The 20,385-nt window shown below is 66.4% G+C and carries 14 protein-coding genes, 2 rRNA genes and 2 pseudogenes; 17 read left to right on the top strand and 1 reads right to left on the bottom strand.

All coding sequences use genetic code 11. The features are described 5' to 3' along the window. Positions 1–75 precede the first annotated feature (75 nt). The 6 genes and pseudogenes from H3H54_RS12735 to H3H54_RS12710 all read left to right on the top strand — a co-directional run. Positions 76–3,141: ribosomal RNA gene (locus tag H3H54_RS12735) — 23S ribosomal RNA — on the top strand. Between the two features lie 125 nt (positions 3,142–3,266). Further along, a 5S ribosomal RNA gene (gene rrf, locus H3H54_RS12730) occupies positions 3,267–3,383 on the top strand. A gap of 357 nt (positions 3,384–3,740) precedes the next feature. After that, positions 3,741–4,747, top strand: a pseudogene (locus tag H3H54_RS12725) (polyprenyl synthetase family protein). A 206-nt stretch (positions 4,748–4,953) separates the two neighbouring features. After that, positions 4,954–5,970 carry a hypothetical protein gene (locus H3H54_RS12720; protein WP_262424159.1) on the top strand — a complete coding sequence of 339 codons (1,017 nt, stop codon included), beginning with the start codon at positions 4,954–4,956 and terminating at the stop codon, positions 5,968–5,970. Continuing rightward, entirely contained in the window at positions 5,901–9,734 is a 3,834-nt protein-coding gene (locus H3H54_RS12715) for an Ig-like domain-containing protein (protein ID WP_262424158.1), read from the top strand. The genes H3H54_RS12720 and H3H54_RS12715 overlap by 70 nt, the downstream gene beginning before the upstream one ends. Continuing rightward, a pseudogene (locus H3H54_RS12710) lies at positions 9,653–9,895 on the top strand (fibronectin type III domain-containing protein); the annotation flags it as partial. The gene H3H54_RS12715 and the pseudogene H3H54_RS12710, both read left to right, overlap by 82 nt. A gap of 86 nt (positions 9,896–9,981) precedes the next feature. Here the strand turns inward: H3H54_RS12710 and H3H54_RS12705 are convergent. Beyond that, positions 9,982–10,110, bottom strand: a complete 129-nt coding sequence (locus H3H54_RS12705) for a hypothetical protein (protein WP_262426544.1) — start codon at positions 10,108–10,110, stop codon at positions 9,982–9,984. Positions 10,111–10,398: 288 nt separating this feature from the next. Between H3H54_RS12705 and H3H54_RS12700 the strand changes: the two genes are divergently transcribed. From H3H54_RS12700 to H3H54_RS12650, 11 genes are read left to right on the top strand one after another with little or no spacing between them, the layout of a single operon-like run. Then, a complete protein-coding gene (locus tag H3H54_RS12700; protein WP_262426543.1) occupies positions 10,399–11,220 on the top strand; it encodes a hypothetical protein in 822 nt (273 codons plus the stop codon). A gap of 49 nt (positions 11,221–11,269) precedes the next feature. Next, complete coding sequence (locus H3H54_RS12695; RefSeq protein WP_262424157.1) at positions 11,270–12,244, top strand: MoxR family ATPase; 975 nt, start codon at positions 11,270–11,272, stop codon at positions 12,242–12,244. Beyond that, a complete protein-coding gene (locus H3H54_RS12690; protein WP_262426542.1) occupies positions 12,241–13,071 on the top strand; it encodes a hypothetical protein in 831 nt (276 codons plus the stop codon). The genes H3H54_RS12695 and H3H54_RS12690 overlap by 4 nt, the downstream gene beginning before the upstream one ends. Continuing rightward, positions 12,986–13,660 (top strand): DUF58 domain-containing protein, encoded by a 675-nt coding sequence (locus tag H3H54_RS12685; RefSeq protein ID WP_262426475.1) that lies wholly within the window; start codon positions 12,986–12,988, stop codon positions 13,658–13,660. The genes H3H54_RS12690 and H3H54_RS12685 overlap by 86 nt, the downstream gene beginning before the upstream one ends. Then, positions 13,657–13,962 (top strand): hypothetical protein, encoded by a 306-nt coding sequence (locus tag H3H54_RS12680; protein ID WP_262424156.1) that lies wholly within the window; start codon positions 13,657–13,659, stop codon positions 13,960–13,962. Before H3H54_RS12685 ends, H3H54_RS12680 begins: the two co-directional genes overlap by 4 nt. After that, on the top strand, positions 13,959–16,166 hold the full coding sequence (locus H3H54_RS12675; protein WP_262424155.1) for a transglutaminase-like domain-containing protein: 2,208 nt from the start codon (positions 13,959–13,961) through the stop codon (positions 16,164–16,166). Before H3H54_RS12680 ends, H3H54_RS12675 begins: the two co-directional genes overlap by 4 nt. Continuing rightward, positions 16,163–17,851: an RDD family protein gene (locus H3H54_RS12670; protein WP_262424154.1), complete on the top strand. Its 1,689-nt coding sequence runs from the start codon at positions 16,163–16,165 to the stop codon at positions 17,849–17,851. Before H3H54_RS12675 ends, H3H54_RS12670 begins: the two co-directional genes overlap by 4 nt. Next, positions 17,833–18,174, top strand: a complete 342-nt coding sequence (locus H3H54_RS12665) for an FHA domain-containing protein (protein ID WP_262424153.1) — start codon at positions 17,833–17,835, stop codon at positions 18,172–18,174. Before H3H54_RS12670 ends, H3H54_RS12665 begins: the two co-directional genes overlap by 19 nt. Beyond that, on the top strand, positions 18,171–18,593 hold the full coding sequence (locus H3H54_RS12660; RefSeq protein WP_262424152.1) for a hypothetical protein: 423 nt from the start codon (positions 18,171–18,173) through the stop codon (positions 18,591–18,593). Before H3H54_RS12665 ends, H3H54_RS12660 begins: the two co-directional genes overlap by 4 nt. Beyond that, positions 18,503–19,054 (top strand): PP2C family serine/threonine-protein phosphatase, encoded by a 552-nt coding sequence (locus H3H54_RS12655; protein WP_262424151.1) that lies wholly within the window; start codon positions 18,503–18,505, stop codon positions 19,052–19,054. The genes H3H54_RS12660 and H3H54_RS12655 overlap by 91 nt, the downstream gene beginning before the upstream one ends. After that, the gene (locus tag H3H54_RS12650; RefSeq protein WP_262424150.1) at positions 19,051–19,689 is read left to right on the top strand and encodes a hypothetical protein; all 639 of its coding nucleotides are present in this window, start codon (positions 19,051–19,053) and stop codon (positions 19,687–19,689) included. Before H3H54_RS12655 ends, H3H54_RS12650 begins: the two co-directional genes overlap by 4 nt. Positions 19,690–20,385: the final 696 nt, after the last annotated feature.

Here is a 20,385-nt window from a genome sequence, read left to right as displayed (position 1 = left end):
TTGTTTCTTGAGAACTGCATAGTGGACGCGAGCATCTTGTAAGCAATTTTGAAGATTTTGTGTCTTTGTGTGTTGCCGTAAGTTTTAAAGGGCACACGGTGGATGCCTTGGCAAGAGGAGCCGAAGAAGGACGTGGGAGTCTGCGTTAAGCCTCGGGGAGTTGACAACCGAACTGTGATCCGAGGATGTCCGAATGGGGAAACCCACCACGAGTCATGTCGTGGTACCCGCCGCTGAATGTATAGGCGGTGTGGAGGGAACGCGGGGAAGTGAAACATCTCAGTACCCGCAGGAAGAGAAAACAACAGTGATTCCGTGAGTAGTGGCGAGCGAAAGCGGAGGAGGCTAAACCTGATCTGTGTGATACCCGGCAGGGGTTGCAGGTTGGGGGTTGTGGGACGTATCAGGACCGTCTGCCGGCGGTTCAGCGTGGACGTGCAGCGGTAGTCGAAGTCGTGTGAGTGCGACGGCGTAGAGGGTGTGACCCCGTAGACGAAATCGATGTACGGCGCGATGCTGTTCCCGAGTAGCACCGGGCCCGTGAAATCCGGTGTGAATCTGCCAGGACCACCTGGTAAGCCTGAATACTACCTCTTGACCGATAGCGGACAAGTACCGTGAGGGAAAGGTGAAAAGCACCCCGGGAGGGGAGTGAAATAGTACCTGAAACCGTGTGCTTACAATCCGTCGGAGCCTTTAGGGGTGACGGCGTGCCTTTGAAGAATGAGCCTGCGAGTTAGTGGTCGGTGGCGAGGTTAACCCGTGTGGGGTAGCCGTAGCGAAAGCGAGTCTGAACGGGGCGTTCAGTCGCCGGCTCTAGACCCGAAGCGAAGTGATCTATCCATGGGCAGTGTGAAGCGCGGGTAAGACCGCGTGGAGGCGCGAACCCACTTCAGTTGAAAATGGAGGGGATGACCTGTGGATAGGGGTGAAAGGCCAATCAAACTTCGTGATAGCTGGTTCTCCCCGAAATGCATTTAGGTGCAGCGTTACGTGTTTCGTGCCGGAGGTAGAGCACTGGATAGGCGATGGGCCCCACCGGGTTACTGACCTTAGCCAAACTCCGAATGCCGGTACGTGAGAGCGTAGCAGTGAGACTGTGGGGGATAAGCTTCATAGTCGAGAGGGAAACAGCCCAGAACATCAGCTAAGGCCCCTAAGCGTGTGCTAAGTGGAAAAGGATGTGGAGTTGCTGAGACAACCAGGAGGTTGGCTTAGAAGCAGCCACCCTTGAAAGAGTGCGTAATAGCTCACTGGTCAAGTGATTCTGCGCCGACAATTTAGCGGGGCTCAAGCACACCGCCGAAGCTGTGTCATTCAGTCCTTGTGGCTGGATGGGTAGGGGAGCGTCGTACAGCCAGCGAAGCTGCGGGGGAACCCAGTGGTGGAGGCTGTACGAGTGAGAATGCAGGCATGAGTAGCGAAAGACGGGTGAGAAACCCGTCCGCCGATTGATCAAGGGTTCCAGGGCCAGGTTTATCCGCCCTGGGTTAGTCGGGACCTAAGGCGAGGCCGACAGGCGTAGTCGATGGACATCGGGTTGATATTCCCGAACCGATCGTAGGAGGACCCATACCGAGGCAGTCGATGCTAACCACCCGAGTTTTCCCCATGCCCTTCGGGGTGTGGAGGTTGACGAGGCTGGGAACCAAGGTTGTAGTAGGTCAGCGCGAGGAATGACGCAGAGAGGTAGCTTCCGCGGACTTAATGGAATAGTCCGTCTAAGCGTGCAGCCCGGCCCCGGGTAATGCTGGGGCCATATAAGGGTCAGACGTGATGGGGATCCCGTATGGGCGTAGGTGAGTGATCCTGTACTGCCAAGAAAAGTTCCGGCGTGACGAATACGGTCGCCCGTACCCTAAACCGACTCAGGTGATCAGGTAGAGAATACCGAGGCGTTCGAGAGAATCGTGGTTAAGGAACTCGGCAAAATGCCCCCGTAACTTCGGGAGAAGGGGGCCCGAACCGTGAGAGCGGTGAGGGCCGCAGAGACCAGGGAGAAGCGACTGTTTACTAAAAACATAGGTCCGTGCGAAGTCGTAAGACGCTGTATACGGACTGACGCCTGCCCGGTGCTGGAAGGTTAAGAGGACCGGTTAGAGCTCTTCGGAGTTCGAAGCTGAGAATTTAAGCCCCAGTAAACGGCGGTGGTAACTATAACCATCCTAAGGTAGCGAAATTCCTTGTCGGGTAAGTTCCGACCTGCACGAATGGCGTAACGACTTCTCCACTGTCTCAACCGCGAACTCGGCGAAATTGCATTACGAGTAAAGATGCTCGTTACGCGCAGCAGGACGGAAAGACCCCGGGACCTTTACTATAGTTTGATATTGGTGTTCGGGACGGCTTGTGTAGGATAGGTGGGAGACTTGGAAGCATTCACGCCAGTGGGTGTGGAGTCATTGTTGAAATACCACTCTGGTCGTTCTGGATTCCTAACCTCGGTCCGTGATCCGGATCAGGGACAGTGTCTGATGGGTAGTTTAACTGGGGCGGTTGCCTCCTAAAGAGTAACGGAGGCGCTCAAAGGTTCCCTCAGCCTGGTTGGCAATCAGGTGTCGAGTGTAAGTGCACAAGGGAGCTTGACTGCGAGACTGACAAGTCGGGCAGGTGCGAAAGCAGGAACTAGTGATCCGGCACCTCATTGTGGAATGGGTGTCGCTCAACGGATAAAAGGTACCCCGGGGATAACAGGCTGATCTTGCCCAAGAGCTCATATCGACGGCATGGTTTGGCACCTCGATGTCGGCTCGTCGCATCCTGGGGCTGGAGTTGGTCCCAAGGGTTAGGCTGTTCGCCTATTAAAGCGGTACGCGAGCTGGGTTTAGAACGTCGTGAGACAGTTCGGTCCCTATCCGCTGCGCGCGTTGGATATTTGAGAAGTCCTGTCCCTAGTACGAGAGGACCGGGATGGACTGACCTCTGGTGTGCCAGTTGTTCTGCCAAGGGCATGGCTGGTTGGCTACGTCGGGAAGGGATAACCGCTGAAAGCATCTAAGCGGGAAGCCTGCTTCGAGATGAGATATCCATACACCCTTTGGGTGTGAGAGGCCCCCAGTAGACCACTGGGTTGATAGGCCAGATGTGGAAGCACAGCAATGTGTGGAGCTGACTGGTACTAATGGCCGATGACTTACTACAACATTTTTATTGTTTATGCGTGTTTGCGTCCACTGTGCGGTTCTTGGGAAACAACTCCTCGGGGCGCTGGTTCACTCTTTGGGGTGGGTTGGTGTTCTGGTGGGTCAGTTGTTGTCTCGCCGTGTTACGGCGGTCATAGCGTCGAGGAAACGCCCGGTTCCATTCCGAACCCGGAAGCTAAGCTCGATTGCGCCGATGGTACTGCACTCGGGAGGGTGTGGGAGAGTAGGTCGCCGCCGGACATCTTTTTGGGGAGTGGGAGTGAGCTTGAGACCCTTTCGGGTTTCGCTCCTCCCACTCTCTTTTTCATGCCCAAATCGGGCGATGCTCAACGGAGAGCTGCCGAAAGCCGGCCCCACGGTGCTGAAGCGGCCGAAGCGTCGCTGCAGACCGTCCAGGCCCACACCATATGGGCGTAGTCCCGCTCACCTCGGGACCCCCGCGGCGATACGTCATCCCCGCACCCCGGTAGACTCGGTGGCCGGGCACGCGCAGCTTTCGCTGCTGCGGCCCGCTGCTCGGAGCGCTCTCGCCTCGAGCATCCGCAGTCCGTGTCAGGGCGCGCCGTTGACGGCGCCCCTCTGATCTCCAGGAGAACCATGCCGTCCACGTTGCCGGGCGTTCCCGACATCGATGAGCAGCTCGCGACAAGCATCGTCGAGCGTCTCGGAGTCATCGAGGAGCGGCTGCGTGAATCCGTGGCCACATCGGACGACATGGTCCGGTGGACGGGTCGGCACCTGATGGATGCCGGCGGCAAACGAGTGCGCCCGATGCTGGTGCTGCTCGCCGCCTCCCTCGGTGACGTCGATGCCGACGGCGTGCTCGACGCGGCCGTGCTGGTGGAGCTCACCCACCTCGCGAGCCTCTACCACGACGATGTCATGGACTCCGCTCCCACCCGTCGCGGCACCGACAGCGCCCATGCGTTGTGGGGCAACAACGTCGCGATCCTCACCGGCGACTTCCTCTTCGCGCGGGCCAGCGGTCTCAGCGCGCGGATCGGCACCGAAGCGGTGCGCCTCCATTCCGAGACCTTCGAACGTCTCTGCCTGGGGCAGCTGCACGAGACCGTCGGCCCCAGGGAGGAGGACGACCCGTTCGAGCACTACATCTCCGTCCTCTCGGACAAGACGGCATCACTGCTCGCTCTGGCCGGCAGCCTCGGTGCATCCCTTGCAGGCGGTCCCGAAGGGGCCGCGGAGGTGATGCGCCGGTACGGCGAGAAGATCGGGGTCGCGTTCCAGCTCGCTGACGACGTCCTGGACCTCGAGAGCGAGGCATCCACGAGCGGGAAGACCCCGGCATCGATCTGCGGGAGGGAGTGCCCACGATGCCCACGCTGCTGGTGCGGCGCCGGGCCGCTGAGCAGCAGGACTCTCGGACGCTCGATCTGGTGTCGAAGCTGGATGGTGACCTCAGCTCGGACGAGGCTCTCAATGAGCTCGTGGCCCTGCTCCGCGCCGACCCTGCGCTCGAGGAGACGCGAGCACTCGCCCAGCGAACAGCCGATGAGGCGGTGGAGATCCTCGACGAGCTTCCGGATGGCGCCGTCCGGGAGGCGCTGACTGCCTTCACGAGGACGCTGGTCGAACGCACCAGCTGAATCGGCACGGCGGGAGTCGACGCCCGCTGAGCGGCTCCGTCTCTGCTGCGGCGTGACGTGGACCCCGTGGTGCTGATGGCTGTCTACGAGTAGCCTGGGCACGGCGTGTGCGCGACGGGGTCGCCTCCGGGAGGATGCCTCCTTCCAGAGATGAATTGGGGTCGTTCACGCGCGGAAAATTCGGAACATGTGCTGGGGGTATGTCCATGTCTGTCACCGCTCGACCGAAGCGGCGCCGTGGAAGGCGGGTCACGGTCGTCTCCTCGGCCGTCCTGACGGTGGTCGCACTGGTGCTGACCGGCTTCGCACTCAGCCACCCGGGACTGTCCTCCTCGGAGGTCGATGTCTCCAACGGCGGAGTGTGGGTCGCCAACGAGGATGGCGGTCTCATCGGCCGCGTCAACGTCGACGCTGGGGAGATCGACGGGAAGATCGCCTCCACCGGGCAGGACCTCGACATCATCCAATCCGGGTACCACGTCTTCGAGACGGGAGCTCGGGGGATCACCCCGATCAACACTCCCTCCGTCACGCGCGGTGGCCTTGTCGAGCTGCCTGTCGATTCGACGGTGGAGATCGGCAAGGACCGGATCGTGATCGCAGCCCCCGACGGTCGGGTATGGATCGTCTCTCCGGAGGAAGCCGCGGCCTTCAGCCCCGCAGCGGTGGATCCTGTCCTGGAGGGCGGAAAGGGTCTGCTGCCGGTCACCGTCACCGACGACGGCAATGTCTTCGTCCTCAACGGGACCGAGCTGCTGAAGTACCCCCGCAGCGATTCCACCCAGGAGACGACGGCGGAGAAGCCCCAGATCGTCGGCAACGTCTCGACCAAGCCAGAAGATGTCCAGCTCACCGCCGTCGGCGAGGAACCCGTCATCCTCGATCGGGAGAACCGGAACCTGCGAGTGGGCAGCGACCTGACGGCGTACAGCCTCATCGACCACGGGGTCTCCTCCCTCGAGCGTGCCGAGCTGCAGCAGGCCGGCGCGGCCTCCGACAGCTTCGTGCTCGCCACGGAGGACACCCTGTTCCTCATCCCCTTCGACGGGGAGACCCGAATGCGATCCCCGCAGGCGGCAACGGCAGCACGGTGGTGCCTCCTGCACAGGTGCAGGGGTGCGCCTATGGGGCCTGGGGAGGATCCCTCCGCTATGTGCGTGCCTGCGAGGGCGAGGAGCCCATCAAGGAGACCATCCCCCATGCCAAGGGGGAGGCGGATCTGAAGCTGCGCGTCAACCGGGACCTGGTGGTCCTCAACGACCAGAAGTTCGGTCTGTCCTGGGAGATCATGGACAGCATGGCGCTGGTCGACGACTGGCTGCTCACCCAGGAGATCCAGACCAACGAATCGAAGGAGAAGGAGAAGGAGACCCTCACCACCACGATCACGAACATCGCCGCCGAACGCGATGAGGAGAACCGGCCGCCGACTGCGAACAACGACGACTACGGCGTGCGCCCCGGCAAGAGCGTCGTCCTCCCGGTCACCCGCAACGACACCGATCCGGACGGCGACATCCTCGCCGTGGACGTCCACGGCGAACAGCCCGGCATCGGCACCGTGACCCCCATCCGCGGCGGGACGCAGCTCCAGATCGATGTGGACGAGGACGCCTCCGGGAGCGATACCTTCACGTACCAGGCTGACGACGGCCGTGGCGGCACAGATACCGCCACCGTGACTCTCGACGTCCGCACCGACGCCGAGAACGAAGGCCCCGCCCCTGCCGAGAAGGCCGTCACCAAGGTCCAGGTCCGTTCCGGCCAGGAGATCAGCTTCAACATCCTGCCGTACTGGGAGGACCCCGACGGCGACGCCTTCTATCTCGCGAACGCCACGGTCCCGCCGGAGGACCTGGTGACCTTCCGTCCCGACGGGCTGGTCACCTTCAACGACGCCGGTCTCTCTCCCGGCACCAAGCAGGTCCAGCTCACCTTCCGTGATGAGCACGGCAAGACCGGCGAGGGCATCGTCGAGATCGAGTCGGTGACCGACAACGACCTCGCCCCCATCACCACTGCGGACCACGCCACGATCGTCGCCGGGCGCAACACCACCATCAAGCCGCTGATGAACGACTTGAACCCCAACGGCGGCAATCTCGAACTGATCAGCGCGAGCGACGCCGAAGGTCTTGAGGTCGAGGCGGTCCTGGAGGCCGGGACCCTCAACGTCGAAGGCAGTGCACCGGGGGTCTATTACCTGGAGTACACGGTCGCCGCCAGCGGAGCCAGCACGTCCTCCCTGGGACTCGTGCGCGTCGACGTGATCGAACCCGAGGCCGAGGTTCTGGCTCCTGTGGCGGTCGATGACATGGGCACGGTCACCACAGGTACCGACACGCTGCTCGATCCGCTCGAGAACGACGTGGATCCCACCGGTGGCGTCCTGGTCGTCAACACTGTCGACGTGCCCGAGGGCAGCGGCCTGAAGGCCACTGTGGTCAACCATCATCTGGTCCGCGTCGAGGCGGCGCCGGGCGCGATGGTCTCGGAGGAGCCTGTCCCGCTGACCTATGAGGTCGCGAACTCCGCCGGTCGTGCCACCGGCACGATCCGCGTCATGGTCGCGAGCACCGACACTCAGTTCGCGAACCCTGTGGCCGCACCGGACAGGGCTGTCGTGCGCGCCGGCGACATGGTCAACATCGATGTGCTGGACAACGACATCTCACCGACCGGTTCAGATCTGCACCTCGGGCAGATCCTCGACTCGTCGCGCGCTGACGACCTCGGCAACACCGAGCCGCACCAGGACCAGGTCCGCTTCCGTGCGAACGACGACGCCTCCGGCGAAGCCGCGGTGCAGTACGAGGTGGTCGATGCGACCGGCCGCACAGGCTCCGCTCTCACCTACATCACGATCGTTCCCCGCGACGCGGACAACTCGGCTCCCAGGCCGAACAACCTCACGGCCCGAACGGTGGCCGGCACTCCGGTGCGGATCCCGGTGCAGACCACCGGGATCGATCCCGAGGGTGATTCGGTGATGCTCACCGGCGTCACCAGCCCGATGCCGTCGCTCGGCGAGATCGTCAGCGCGAACGGGGAGTGGATCGAATACCTCCCGTACGACGATTCCGTCGGCACCGATCGTTTCCGCTACCAGGTGATGGACCGTCACGGAGCGATCGGCACCGCGGAGGTGCTGGTGGGCGTCGCGTCCCCGAACGAGCGGAACCAGGCCCCCTACGCGGTCGATGACGCGGTCGAGGTGCGCCCGGACCGCGAGGTGCAGATCCCGGTGCTCGAGAACGACACGGACCCCGAGAGCGACCCGCTCTCGGTGGTGCGCGCCGACGTCGAGACGATGACGGAGATCCAGGAGCATCCTCCGGCCGACGACGCGGAGGACGGCTACGTCACCGTCACCACCCCGTCGGAACCGGGCACGCACACGGTCCTCTACTCCGCTTCGGACAAGCAGCTGAAGAGCTCGGCGACCGTCACCATCAAGGTCGCCAGCAACGCCCCGCTCCGCTCTCCCGTGGCACGGGACGATTTCGTGGCGGTCGAGGACGTGATGGACCCCGACAGGGACTTCGTGGACGTCGATGTGCTCGCGAACGATTCGGACCCCGACGGCAGCACGAGAGATCTCGTGGTCGAGCTGGAGGAGTCCACCGAGGGCGTCGACCTGATCGATGACGAGGGAACTGTCCGGATCACCCCGCAGGAGGAGCAGCAGCGGCTCCGCTACACCATCACCGATGACGACGACCAGTCCTCCGCCGGGTACATCTGGGTCCCTGGCACTGCGAAGCAGGCCCCCGTCTGGGTGGGCCAGCCGCTGAAGGTGCAGGCAGGCTCCGAGGGCACCGTCGATCTCGCAGACCCGAGCAACGTCCGCGTGCGTCCCGGTGCGCAGCCCGCGCAGGTCACCGACCCGGGCACGGTCTCCGCTCAGCACAGCGACGGCGGTGAACTGGTCCAGGACGAATCCACCCTCCTGTACCGCCCTGCTGCGGACTTCTCCGGCAACGACACCATCACGGTCGAGGTGACTGATGGCGCGGTGGGCGACCCCACGGCGGCCACCGCGACGCTCGCGATCCCGGTGGAGGTCGCCCCGGAGGACACGAACCTCCCGCCGACGCTGCAGGGCGCGCTGCTCGAGATCGAGCAGGGCGGCCCGCAGTCGACCATCGATCTCGCCGTGGGCGCTGAGGACCCGGAGGACGATGACCTGACCTTCGCCCTCGGCGAATACGACCAGGATCCTGAGGTCGCCGTCGGGATCGACGGATCGACTCTCAGCGCAGGAGCGACCACGAAGTCGCCCAAGGGCACGATCCTCGTGGTGCCGGTCACCGTCACCGACGGGACGAACCCGGCCGTTCCGGCCACCGTGCAGATCACCGTCGGCAGCTCTCAGCGTCCGACGATCTCGGCGGCGCTGGACGAAGCCACGATCGATGCCGGACGCACCGAGTCGATCGCGGTGCTCGAGAACGATTCGAACCCGTTCCCGGGAGGGGAGCGTGAGCTCGTCGAGGCCGGGCTGATCTCCGGAGAGGGCGACGTCTCCCTGGACGGGGACCAGGTGGTCATCACCCCGGACGAGAAGTTCTCCGGGACCCTCAGCGCCCGTTACACGGTCATGGATGACACCGGCGACCCCGACCGGCAGGTGAGCGGCGAGATCCGGGTGACCGTGCGCGGTCTGCCGGACGCGCCGTCCGCTCCTCGCATCGGAGAGGTGGGCGACGGCTTCGTGGAGCTGAACTTCGCCGCCGGGAACGACAACGGAGCCCCGATCACGGGATACAAGGTCTCCAGCGCGACCGGGCCCGCGGTGACCCAGGAGTGCGCGTCCACGTCATGCACCGTCACCGAGCTGACCAACGACTCCGAGTACACCTTCCAGGTGGTCGCGATCAACGACGTGGGGAGTCCGAGCCCTCGGTGCCCTCTGCGGTCGCACGCCCCGACGTGCGTCCCGAGCGTCCCGCGAGGCCGTCGGTCGAACGCGGTGACGAGCAGCTGACCGTCGCCTGGACCACGCCCACCAACCGCGGCTCGGCGATCCAGTCGTACACGGTGCAGGTCCAGAACACCCAGACCGGAAGAATGGAACCGGCACCGCAGGAGCTCGCCGGCGGGACCACGCAGACGGTGTTCACGGGCCTGGAGAACGGGGTCGAGTACCGCTTCCGTGTCCAGGCATCGAATCTCGCCGACGAGCCCTCGGACTGGTCCGAGTGGTCCCAGGCGGAGCACCCTGCGGGCAAGCCTCACAAACCGAGCGGAAACCCGACCGCGCAGCGGATCGACAATCCGCTCGGCGGCGGCGTCACCGTCGCCTGGCCGAAGATGACGGAGAACGAATCCAACGGTGAGCCGATCAAGGAGTACATCGTCACCGCCTCGTCGGGGGCGTCTCAGACGATCCCTGCCGCGAAAACTTCCGCCACGTTCTATGACTTGGATAAGGATTCCAAGCACACCTTCAGCTACATAGGCGTGAACTCGGTGGGGAAGGGGACCTCCTCGTCCGACACCTCCAACGCGGTGACGCCGTGGGCGAAGCCTTCTGTCCCCACCGACGTGCGAGCCACAATGCCCAGTGAGGGAACGGGCGACGGGCCGAACCGCCGGGTCACGGTGCATTGGAATCCCCGAGTGACAACGGCACCACCATCACCAAATACGTGGTGCGCTGGAATGGCGAATCGAGAGAAGTCAACGCCCCCGCCAAAAAGCTGGATCTCACCCTGGAGAACGGCACGTCGTACCGGTTCACCGTCGAAGCACGCAACGGCTTCGAGGCAGACGGCGGGGTGAGCGGGGCGTCGAACGAGTCCAACTCTGTCAGGCCCTATAAGAAGCCCGCGGCACCGACATCTGCCACCATCACACCCGGCAAGTGCACCGGAGCGAACAGCTGCCCGGTGAAGTTTGCGGCGACGGCCAACAGCGGTGACGGTGGCGCAGGGAACAAGACCCTTCAGGTCCGCGTCAATGGTGGGGACTGGGTGGATTCTGGTACTTCGTATTCCAATACGGTCGAGGTGAAGTCTGGTCAGGCTCAGTCGATCGAGGCGCGTGTCGTGACGAAGCCCAAGAACGCGGACGGCTCAACAGCCACCATGACGTCCGAGACACTTAGCGTCTCGAGGGATGCACAGACGTACACCCCACCTGCTCCCGTCAGCTCGATCAACTGGGGGCCCCATGCCACCCTCCAAGGGGTCTGCACCGGGCAGTTCTGCCGGCGGGTGGACATCGAGATCACCAACCTCGACCCCTCGAAGACGTACGAGATGACGATCAAGACCAACCCCAACCCGGCCTCACCGAACGATGGCGGCTGGTGGACGAAGAACAACGCTCCGGTGACCGTGAATCCCGACGCGAACGGGAATTACACCACTGCAGCGAAGAGCCAGTTCTACTACGGATATCCGGATAACACCTTCACGGTCTACCTCGACGGCAAGCCGCTCGAGACCCATTCCTACAAACCGCTCTGACGCCCGGCGCACGCGATGGCCCTTCCTGAACGAAAGCAGACCCCCCCCCATGAGCATGACCCCCGAACAGGCCCGCTGGTTCGCCGAGACCTTCGACAAGCTCGTCCAGAGCATCGGACAGGCTGTGCTCGGCAAGAACGAGGTGGTCCGCCTGGTGCTGACCGCGATGATGGCTCCCGGCCACGTGCTGCTCGAAGACGCCCCGGGCACGGGGAAGACCTCGCTGGCCCGCTCGATCGCCGCGACCGTGCAGGGCACCAGCACCCGCATCCAGTTCACCCCTGACCTGCTGCCCTCCGACGTCACGGGTGTGACGATCTACGACCAGAACACCAAGTCCTTCGAATTCCACAAGGGCCCCGTGTTCGCGAACATCGTCCTGGCCGACGAGATCAACCGTGCCTCGCCGAAGACCCAGTCGGCGATGCTCGAGGTGATGGAGGAAGCACGGGTGACCGTCGACGGCGTCACCCACGAGGTCGGCAACCCCTTCATGGTGATCGCGACCCAGAACCCCATCGAGCAGGCCGGCACCTACCGTCTGCCGGAGGCGCAGCTGGACCGCTTCCTGATGAAGACGTCGATCGGCTACCCGGACCACGCCTCGAGCGTGCAGATCCTCCAGGGCTCCGCACTGCGCGACCGCAGCAGCCAGCTCTCCCCGCGCATCTCCCTGCAGGCCGTCAATGACATGACGCAGCTGGCCGCGAGCGTGCATGTGGACCCGGCGGTCCTTGAGTACGTCTCCCGCCTCATGGAGGAGACGCGCCTGGCACCCGAGGTGCGGGTCGGGGTGTCGATCCGTGGCGCGCTGGCACTGATGCGCGCGGTGAAGGTGTGGGCCGCGGTCAACGGTCGTCACTACGTCATCCCCGATGACGTCAAGCACCTGGTCGAGCCCGTCTGGCTGCACCGCTTCGTGCTCGACCCCGAGGCCGAGTTCGCCGGAACCACCGCCAAGAGCGTCATGACGAAGATCCTCAGCGAGGTGGCGCCGCCCCAGGCGCGGCAGCAGACGGCATGAGTTCCTCGACGTCACTCCCGAGCGACACCGCTGACGCCGAGGCGGCCAAAGCGCAGGGGAAGAAGCGCCGGAGCGCCGCGAAAGCGGAAGCTCGGGCGAAATTCCGTGCCACGCGGAAGCAGGCACGGGCAGCGAAGCGTGGGCAGCCCGCCGCCCCGGAGACGGGTGCCTCAGGGGAGGAGCAGCAGGCGGTAGGTGCCGAGCAGAGCACCGGCCTGGCCGGGCTGCGCGACCGCGTGGTGGAGCTGTGGCTGCGCCGGATCCGCCCGGTGCTCGACGTCGTCTCCCCGGTCGGCTGGGCGGTGCTCGCGGCCACTGCGGTCTGCTGGTTCCTCGGCCTCACACTGCACGTGACCGAGCTGAACGTCATCGCCTTCACGCTCACCGTCCCGCTGGTGATCGCCGCGCTGTTCGTCCTCGGGCGCGCCTCCTACAAGGTGACCCTCGATCTGCAGACCCACCGCGTGGTCGTCGGGACGCGGGCCGTGGGAAGGGTCGAGGTCATAAACCCCACCCCGCGCGACATCCTGCCCTCCCGCATCGAGCTCGCGGTCGGCTCGGCCACCGCGCAGTTCATGGTGCCGCGACTGGCCGCGGGCGCCGAGCACGAGGAGCTCTTCGCCGTGCCCACCAAGCGCCGCGCCGTCCTCGTCGTCGGGCCCGTGCGCTCCGTGCGCGATGATCCGCTGTCCCTCATGCGTCGCCAGGTCACCTGGGCGAAGGAGCAGGAGCTCTTCGTGCATCCGAGGACCGTGCGACTCGACGAGGCGGCCAGCGGCTTCCTCCGCGACCTCGAAGGGACCCCCCTCGGCCCTCTCCAGCTCTGACATCGCCTTCCACGCCCTGCGCGACTACGCGCCCGGTGACGACCGCCGGCACGTCCACTGGCGCACCACCGCCCGCACGGGGAAGCTCATGGTCCGCCAGTTCGAGGAGACTCGGCGCTCCCATGTGGTGGTCGCTCTGGACAACCTCGCGGAGCATTACGCCAGCGACGACGAGTTCGAACTGGCGGTGTCCGTGGCCGCTTCGATCTCCGGTCAGACGTTCCGAGAGGAGAAGGAGCTGACCCCGTTCAGCTTCGATGGACGCCAGAGCACCGGGACCCTCCGGTCGATGATGGATGACTACACCGTCGTCGAGCAGCTCAGGGACCGGATCTCCTTCCACGAACTCGGCCAGAAGGCCGCTGACCTCGCGCCCAACGCCTCCGCGGTGATGATGATCGTCGGCCCCCACACCACGGCGCGTGAGCTGAACTCCGCCGCCAACCAGCTTCCGATCGGAGTGATGGCAGTGGCGATCCGCTGCGTGGATGATGCCGAGGTGAAGCGTTCGGCGATCGGGAGCCTCGATGTGGTGACGCTCGGGTCGCTCGACACCCTGGCACGAGCACTGCGGGCGGTGGGCCGATGAGCACCAGCACCGCCGCCAAGCGGCCGCCGAGCTATTTCGCAACCGTCTCCAACAGCCGTCGCTCTGTGGACCTGCTGGTCATGGTGTGCCTGTTCGTGCTCGCGATCCCCGGTTTCCACCATGTCTACGGCGGGGTCCAGTACCTGCTGACCGGCGTCATGGCGCTCGTGCTCGGCACACTCGTCGCGCTGATCGGTGCCCGGTGGCGCTGGGGTGCGCTGCGGATCACGCTGCTGCTGCTGTTGGTCTACTTCCTGTTCGGCCCCATGTTCGCCGCGCCCACGCGCGCGATATGGGCGTGATCCCCAGCCCTGGAGCGCTGTGGGAGCTGATCAAGGCTCCGATCTCCAGCTGGAAGTCCGTCCTCACGGTGGCGCCGCCGGTGGGCTCCGCCCAGGGTGTGCTGGCCGTGGCGTGGATCAGCGTCCTGCTGCTCTCCCTGCTGGGGATGACCGTGGTGATGCGCTCGCGGCTGTACGTGCTCGCCTGGCTGTTCCCGCTGGCCCTGATAGGCGTGACGGTCGTCTTCGGCACCGACCAGTCCTTCCTGGCGGTGCTGCGCGGAGTGCTCTACGCGATCATCTCCATCGCGTGGCTGACGTGGAGGTTCGAATCCGGTCGCCTCTCCGACGCGAAGTCCACGATCATCTCGGACTCGGTGCGGCCGGGATCTTGGCAGAACCCGGTGCTGCGCCGCCGGGTGATCGGTGGCGCGCTGATCATGGCGCTCGCCGGCGGAGGCGCCGTGGCCGCCCATTCCCTGCTGGACCCGCCGTCGGGGACCATCCGCTACGCGGCGCGTGACCACATCACCCCGCCCTTCGACCCGCAGGAGTACGTCTCCCCGTTGACCGAGTTCCGCGGCTACCTCAAGCATCAGCGCGAGGAGACGCTGTTCACCATCAGCGGTGTCAGCAGCGGCGAGCACATCCGACTGGCGACGATGGACTACTACGACCTGCAGGTCTACAACGTCGCCAGCAGCCAGAACCGTGACGGCGCCTCCGGTGCGTTCCTGCGCTCCGCGCCCGGCGTCGACCTCCACGACGGCAGCGGACAGCAGCGGGCGTCCTCTGTGACGATCGACGCCTACACGGGGGTGTGGCTGCCCACGGTCGGCGACCGCACCAACCGCATCGACCTCGAAGAGATGTCGCCGGGGCGCTCGAGCGCGACAGCCGAGAACCTCTACCTCAACGAGCAGTCCCAGACCGCTGTGAACGCGACGGGCGTGAGACCGGGGGACACCTACGAGCTCTCCTATGAGCCGTACACGGAGCCGACTGCCGAACAGCAGCGCACCGCGAAGTTCGCCGATCTCGATCTGCCCACGAACCTGCCGATCGAACAGGTCACGGCGGTGGCCGACGAGTGGGCCGGCTCTTCCGACTCGGACTATGAACGATTCCAGCACCTGTCGCAGATGGTGAAGACGGACGCCTTCTACTCCCACGGCCTCGAGGAGGATGTCGCCTCCCTGTCAGGCCACGGCGCGAGCCGTCTGATGGTGATGCTCAACGAGGTCGGGTTCGACGAGGACTCTCCCGACGCCCAGCCCGAGGGACGGATCGGTGACGAGGAGCAGTTCGCCGTGCTGACGGCCGTGCTCGCCCGCTCGATCGACATCCCCGCCCGCGTCGTGATGGGCTTCGAGGTGCCGCCCGGCCAGGAGGGGACCGTCGGCATCACCGGTGATGACGTCACCGCCTGGGTCGAGGTGGCCTTCGAGGGCATCGGCTGGGTGCGCTTCGACCCCGTGCCCGACGAGGAGGACGATCCCACCGAGCCGCAGCCCAAGGAGGTGGAGAAGCCTCTTCCCCAGGTCGCCCAGCCTCCGCCGCCACCGGCCGAGCCGCCCAGCCCGCCGCCGGGCGCGATGAGCGACGACAGCGAGAAGAAGGACGACCCCGATGACGAGACCGCCTCGTGGGCGGTCTACCTCGGGTTCGGTCTGATCCCGGTGCTGCTTCTGGTGATCGCCGTCGCCGCGGTGATCACGGCGAAGATCGTCAGGAGGAGTCGTCGGCGCTCCCGAGGCGCGCTCCCGACGCGCATCGACGGCGGCTGGCAGGAGATCCTCGACCTGCTGACGGATCTCGGCCGCGCTCCCGACCCGCTGCTGACCCGCGCGGAGACGGCAGCGCGTCTCCAGGCGGACATCCCTGCCATGGGCGCCCTCACCCTCGCCGGGCGCGCGGACCGTGCGGTCTTCGGCCCCGACGACCTCCCGGAATCCGTGGTGGACGAGTACTGGACACACGTCATGGAGGCGAGGCGTACCATGTCCGCTGCGGTGCCGTGGCACAAGAGGGTGCGCGCGGCGCTCTCGCTGCGCTCCTTCCGCCGACGCTCCGCAGCGCGGCGTGCCGAGCAGAAGCGCACCCGGACCAACGCCCGCTCCCGGGCGAAGGCGCTGCGTCGCTCCGAGGCGATGCGCCGCCGTCGGTCCTCGCATCGTGGAACCGTGAAGAAGACCAGGCTGCCGAAGAAGGGCCGAGCGAGATGAGCCAGACGCGATACTGCAGCACCTGCGGGAGCCTGCTGTCCGAGGGCGCGGCGATCTGCGGGGAGTGCGGGGCGCGCTACCAGGAGTCACCGTACGAACGACGTGCCACCGACGCACCGGGCGCCTGGTCGCAGGCCCCCAAGCAGCGGACGCGGGACCTCGGCAGCGCTCCCGAGCAGAACCCGGAGGATGAGGGCATCGAGCTGGTCTCCCGCGAGTCCCTCGAACCGAGGGGCCCCGGCGCGACATCGCTGCGCTCCCAGGAACAGTACGATCAGATGATGGTCACCCAGCCTCCGATGAACCAGCCAGGACCGGGATCCGCACCGGGCATGCCCAGCGGCCCGGGCTCCCCGGCCCCTGTGCCCGGTGCACAGCCCGCGGGACAGCCGATGGAGCGCCCATTGGACGGCTGCGTCCCCGGCTCCCCTCTCAAACGACTCCTGGCCGTCCTCGTGGACTCTGTGATCGCCACCGTGGTGACGGTGCCGCTGATCATCGGGCTCGTGCTGATGCTGACCTCCGAGACGATCGGACTGCTCCCGCAGATCCTGATCGGCGTGGGCGTGGCGCTGCCCGTCGCCTATCACCTGCTGATGATCTGGCTGGCCGGAGCGAAGGGGTTCACCCTCGGCAAGCTGATCCTCGGTCTGCGGATCACCCGGACCGGTCAGGCGGGGCCCATCGGATTCGTGCGTTCTCTGGGGCGCTCGCTCCTCTACGGGCTGGTCCCGCCGGTCATGGCGCTGTCGATCTTCCTCGACCCCAAGAAGCACCTGCGCGGATTCCACGACAGGGTCATCGATTCGGTGGTCGTGGACGTCAAGGAGGGGCGCAACCCGATGCAGCCGCGCCCCGATGACTTCGAGCGCGAGAGCGCCGAGCACTACCTCGGCGCCCCGTCGGTCGCGGTCTCCACCCATCAGAACCTGCTCTCCGAGCCCGGCTCTGCGTGGAGCGACGGAGCCGGCTCCGCGCCGGTGCCGCCGTCGGCACCCGCCTCCGGTGCCTGGGGCGGGGGCCAGCAGATGGCTCCGAGCCCTTACGCCCCGCCGGTATCGAGCGGCTCGGCGCCGGAGGCCCCGGCGGCGAGCACAGGCTGGGCCGTTCCGGCATCCGCCCCGGAGCCCTCGGCAGCGCCGGGGACGAGTTCTGGTGGATGGCAGCCCCCAGCGGTGGATCCGGTCCCGCCGTCGCAGCCCTGGGACCAGCCGGCCGCGCCGTCGCAGCCCTGGGACGAGGCGGCCGCGTCGTCGCAGGGATGGGGCCAGCCCGCCGAGCAGCCGCTGCAGCCCTGGGACCAGCCTGCGCCCTCGCCGCAGCCCGAATGGGGTCAGCCGCCGGCGCAGCCCTGGGACCAGCCTGCAGGCGATCCCCAGCCCGGGTCCCAGGACGTCGCCGGGGTGCTGCACAGGGATGGGCTCCGCCCACCCCGGCGCAGGATCCGACGCCGCCCGCGCCCTATGGAGGACAGCCGCCCTACGGTGGCGGTGACGCAGGCCAGGACGTCGCCGGTGGCTGGGGCTCCGCGAATCCGGGCCACGAGCAGGCCGGGGCCCCCAGCGATCTCACCACGGATGCCTGGGGCGCCGAGGTGGACGAGCAGACCCGGCTGTCCGAGCCGGATGAGCCGCTCGGTGATCTCGAGCAGACCCGAATCTCGCCCGTGCGCCTGCCGGATGTGAAGAAGCTCCGCCTGACCGCCGATGACGGCGCCGAGCGCATCGTCGAGAGGGCCGTGGTCATCGGGAGGAACCCCTCAGCGCCAGGGAACGAGGTGCTGTTCGTGTTGCAGGACGACACCCGGTCGGTGTCCAAGACGCACCTCCAGATCGACGGCACCGGGGATGACATCACGGTCACCGACCTCGGCTCCACCAACGGATCGACGATCCTCCGCGAGGACGGCACCCGGGAGAACCTGGTGCCGAACTCGCCGACGGTGCTGCCCGCCGGGGCCCAGCTCACGCTCGGGGACCGGACCCTGTCCGTGGAGAGGGCGCAGTGATCGACCGTTCCCTGTCCGATCCGGACCTCACCGGCACGATCCGGGTCGTCTCCGCTGCTGCGACGCACGTCGGCCATGTGCGCGCCACCAATGAGGACAGCATCCTCAACGCTCCGCCGATCTATCTGGTCGCGGACGGGATGGGCGGACACAACGCGGGGGAGGTCGCCAGCGCGATCGCCGTCGAGGAGTTCGAGAAGCTCACCATCCAGGAGAACGTGACCGTCGAGCAGCTGGGGAGGCGCTGCGCTCGGCGGCCACCCGCATCGGAGAGCTCGGAGGCGAGAGCACCCTGGGTGCGGGCACCACGGTCGCAGTGGTCGCGACGATGGTGCTGGACGGCGTGGGCTACTGGGTCGTGCTCAACCTGGGCGACTCCCGCGTCTATCGCCTCTCCGGTGAGATCTTCGAGCAGGTGAGCGTGGACCACTCGGTGGTCCAGGAGCTGATGGACCGCGGTGAGCTCACCGCGGAGCAGGCCAAGATCCACCCCTACCGCCACATGGTCACCCGTGCCCTGGGAGCCGGTCCGGAATCCGATCCGGACTACTGGCTGATCCCCGCCGAAGCGGGGGACCGGATGCTGATCTGCTCCGATGGACTGACCGGGGAGGTCGACGACACCGCCATCGAGAGGCTGCTGCGCAGCCCTGCGGACGTGCGCACCCTCAGCCAGGACCTGGTGGGCCGTGCGCTCGACGGCGGCGGCCACGACAACGTCAGCGTGGTCGTGGTCGAAGCGGTCGAGGTGGTCGGCCAGTCCCGGGTCGCGGAGAACACGACCAGCAGATCCGGGGCAGCCCCGCAGGACGACATGTTCGAGATCGATGAGGACACCCTCCCGCGAGCCCTGCGCGAAGGTGGCGGCGAGAGCAGATGAGCACGGAGAACGGCGCAGCGACCCAGAACCTGCTCGGGGTCGGGACCTGGGTCCGGCCTGGACCTGCCACGCTGGTGGTCCGGGAGAACGCCTGGGTGGTCCTGGTCCCGGGCATGCGCAAGCAGGTCACGGAGGCGGCCTGGGAGGTGCTGGGCCGCAACCCGGCCCCCGAGGAGTTCCTCGATGCGTTCATCGAAGCCGGTGAGCTCGAGAGCGTAGACAAGATCAAGGCGCTGCTGTTCGGCTTCCACGACGGCACCACCGGCACGTTCGGCGTCAAGGGCACGACGCCGATCGCCGTCTACACCGCAGACGGATCTGAGCTGATCGCGGGGACGGAGGACGAGCCCTTCGTGCTGAAGACCGTCGAGGGTGTGCAGCGCACCGCCTTCGGTGATCTCCCTGCAGAGGAGCCGATCGGCGCCCCCGGGTTCAGGCGGGCATCATCCCTGTGCGCGGGTTCGTGCACGCCACGGTCGACCCGGCGGGGCTCGAGGACGCCGAGCGCGCGGCCCTGGCCGAGCTGGTCGAGAAGGACGGCCGCTCGATCGAGGACCCCGAGGCGAAGAAGCGCCGTGCCTCGGCACCGAAACCTCCGCCGAAACCGGCCGGCAGCACCGCTGCGGCACCGCTGATCAAACCTCCGACCGCGGACAGGGCGGCGGGAGAGATGCCGCCGTCCATCTCCCGAGCAGGGACGAGCAGAGCGGCGGCACGCCCCGCCCCCGCACCGGAACCCTCAGGCCCCAACATGTTCGACGGCCTCTTCACCGACCGTCCGACCACCACTCCTGGGACGCCCCCGCCCCGGCCCCGGCACCTGCGCCGGATCCTGCTCCTGCAGCCACCTCGGCTGCTGCCCCGGCGGGTGCGCGGGCTGTCGCTGAACCCTCGAACACGACTGCCACCGACACCGACACCGACGCCGACACCGCCCCGGCCCCGCTCCCCACCCCGGCGACGCGCACCGAAGCTCCGAGAGCCGCGCCTGCTGCAAAGCGCCGTCTCGTCAGCACGTCGCTGTTCGACCGCAGCCGGCGCTCCGCCGCCGCTGCTCCGCCCTCGACGACCGAGGCGGGACAGGACCCGACGGCGTCCGGCGGCCCGGCCCCGACCCCGTCGGCCTCGATCCCCACGCCCGCGCCGCCGGAGGAGGACGACTTCGACTCCCCGCCCACCCAGATCGCACCGATCGACGAGGAGGACGGCTTCACTTCCGCGCCCACCCAGATCGCACCGATCGACGACGGCGAGCACGAGACGGAGGACGCTCCGGTACGGCCATCGCGCCGCCGCGCAGCACCGCAACCGGTCACGGGCGAGGTCGAGAA

Source organism: Brachybacterium sp. Z12 (genome assembly GCF_014400405.1).
Lineage (GTDB): Bacteria > Actinomycetota > Actinomycetes > Actinomycetales > Dermabacteraceae > Brachybacterium.
The sequence above is the reverse complement of the archived record's forward strand: the minus strand, read 5'-3'. Positions and strand labels throughout refer to the sequence as shown.

Bases quoted from the DNA above. Each gene is read 5' to 3' on its own strand.
- H3H54_RS12655 (WP_262424151.1), top strand. From the start codon at position 18,503: ATGGTGCTGGACGGCGTGGGCTACTGGGTCGTGCTCAACCTGGGCGAC.
- H3H54_RS12695 (WP_262424157.1), top strand. From the start codon at position 11,270: ATGAGCATGACCCCCGAACAGGCCCGCTGGTTCGCCGAGACCTTCGAC.
- H3H54_RS12650 (WP_262424150.1), top strand. From the start codon at position 19,051: ATGAGCACGGAGAACGGCGCAGCGACCCAGAACCTGCTCGGGGTCGGG.
- H3H54_RS12690 (WP_262426542.1), top strand. From the start codon at position 12,241: ATGAGTTCCTCGACGTCACTCCCGAGCGACACCGCTGACGCCGAGGCG.
- H3H54_RS12670 (WP_262424154.1), top strand. From the start codon at position 16,163: ATGAGCCAGACGCGATACTGCAGCACCTGCGGGAGCCTGCTGTCCGAG.
- H3H54_RS12680 (WP_262424156.1), top strand. From the start codon at position 13,657: ATGAGCACCAGCACCGCCGCCAAGCGGCCGCCGAGCTATTTCGCAACC.
- H3H54_RS12720 (WP_262424159.1), top strand. From the start codon at position 4,954: ATGTCTGTCACCGCTCGACCGAAGCGGCGCCGTGGAAGGCGGGTCACG.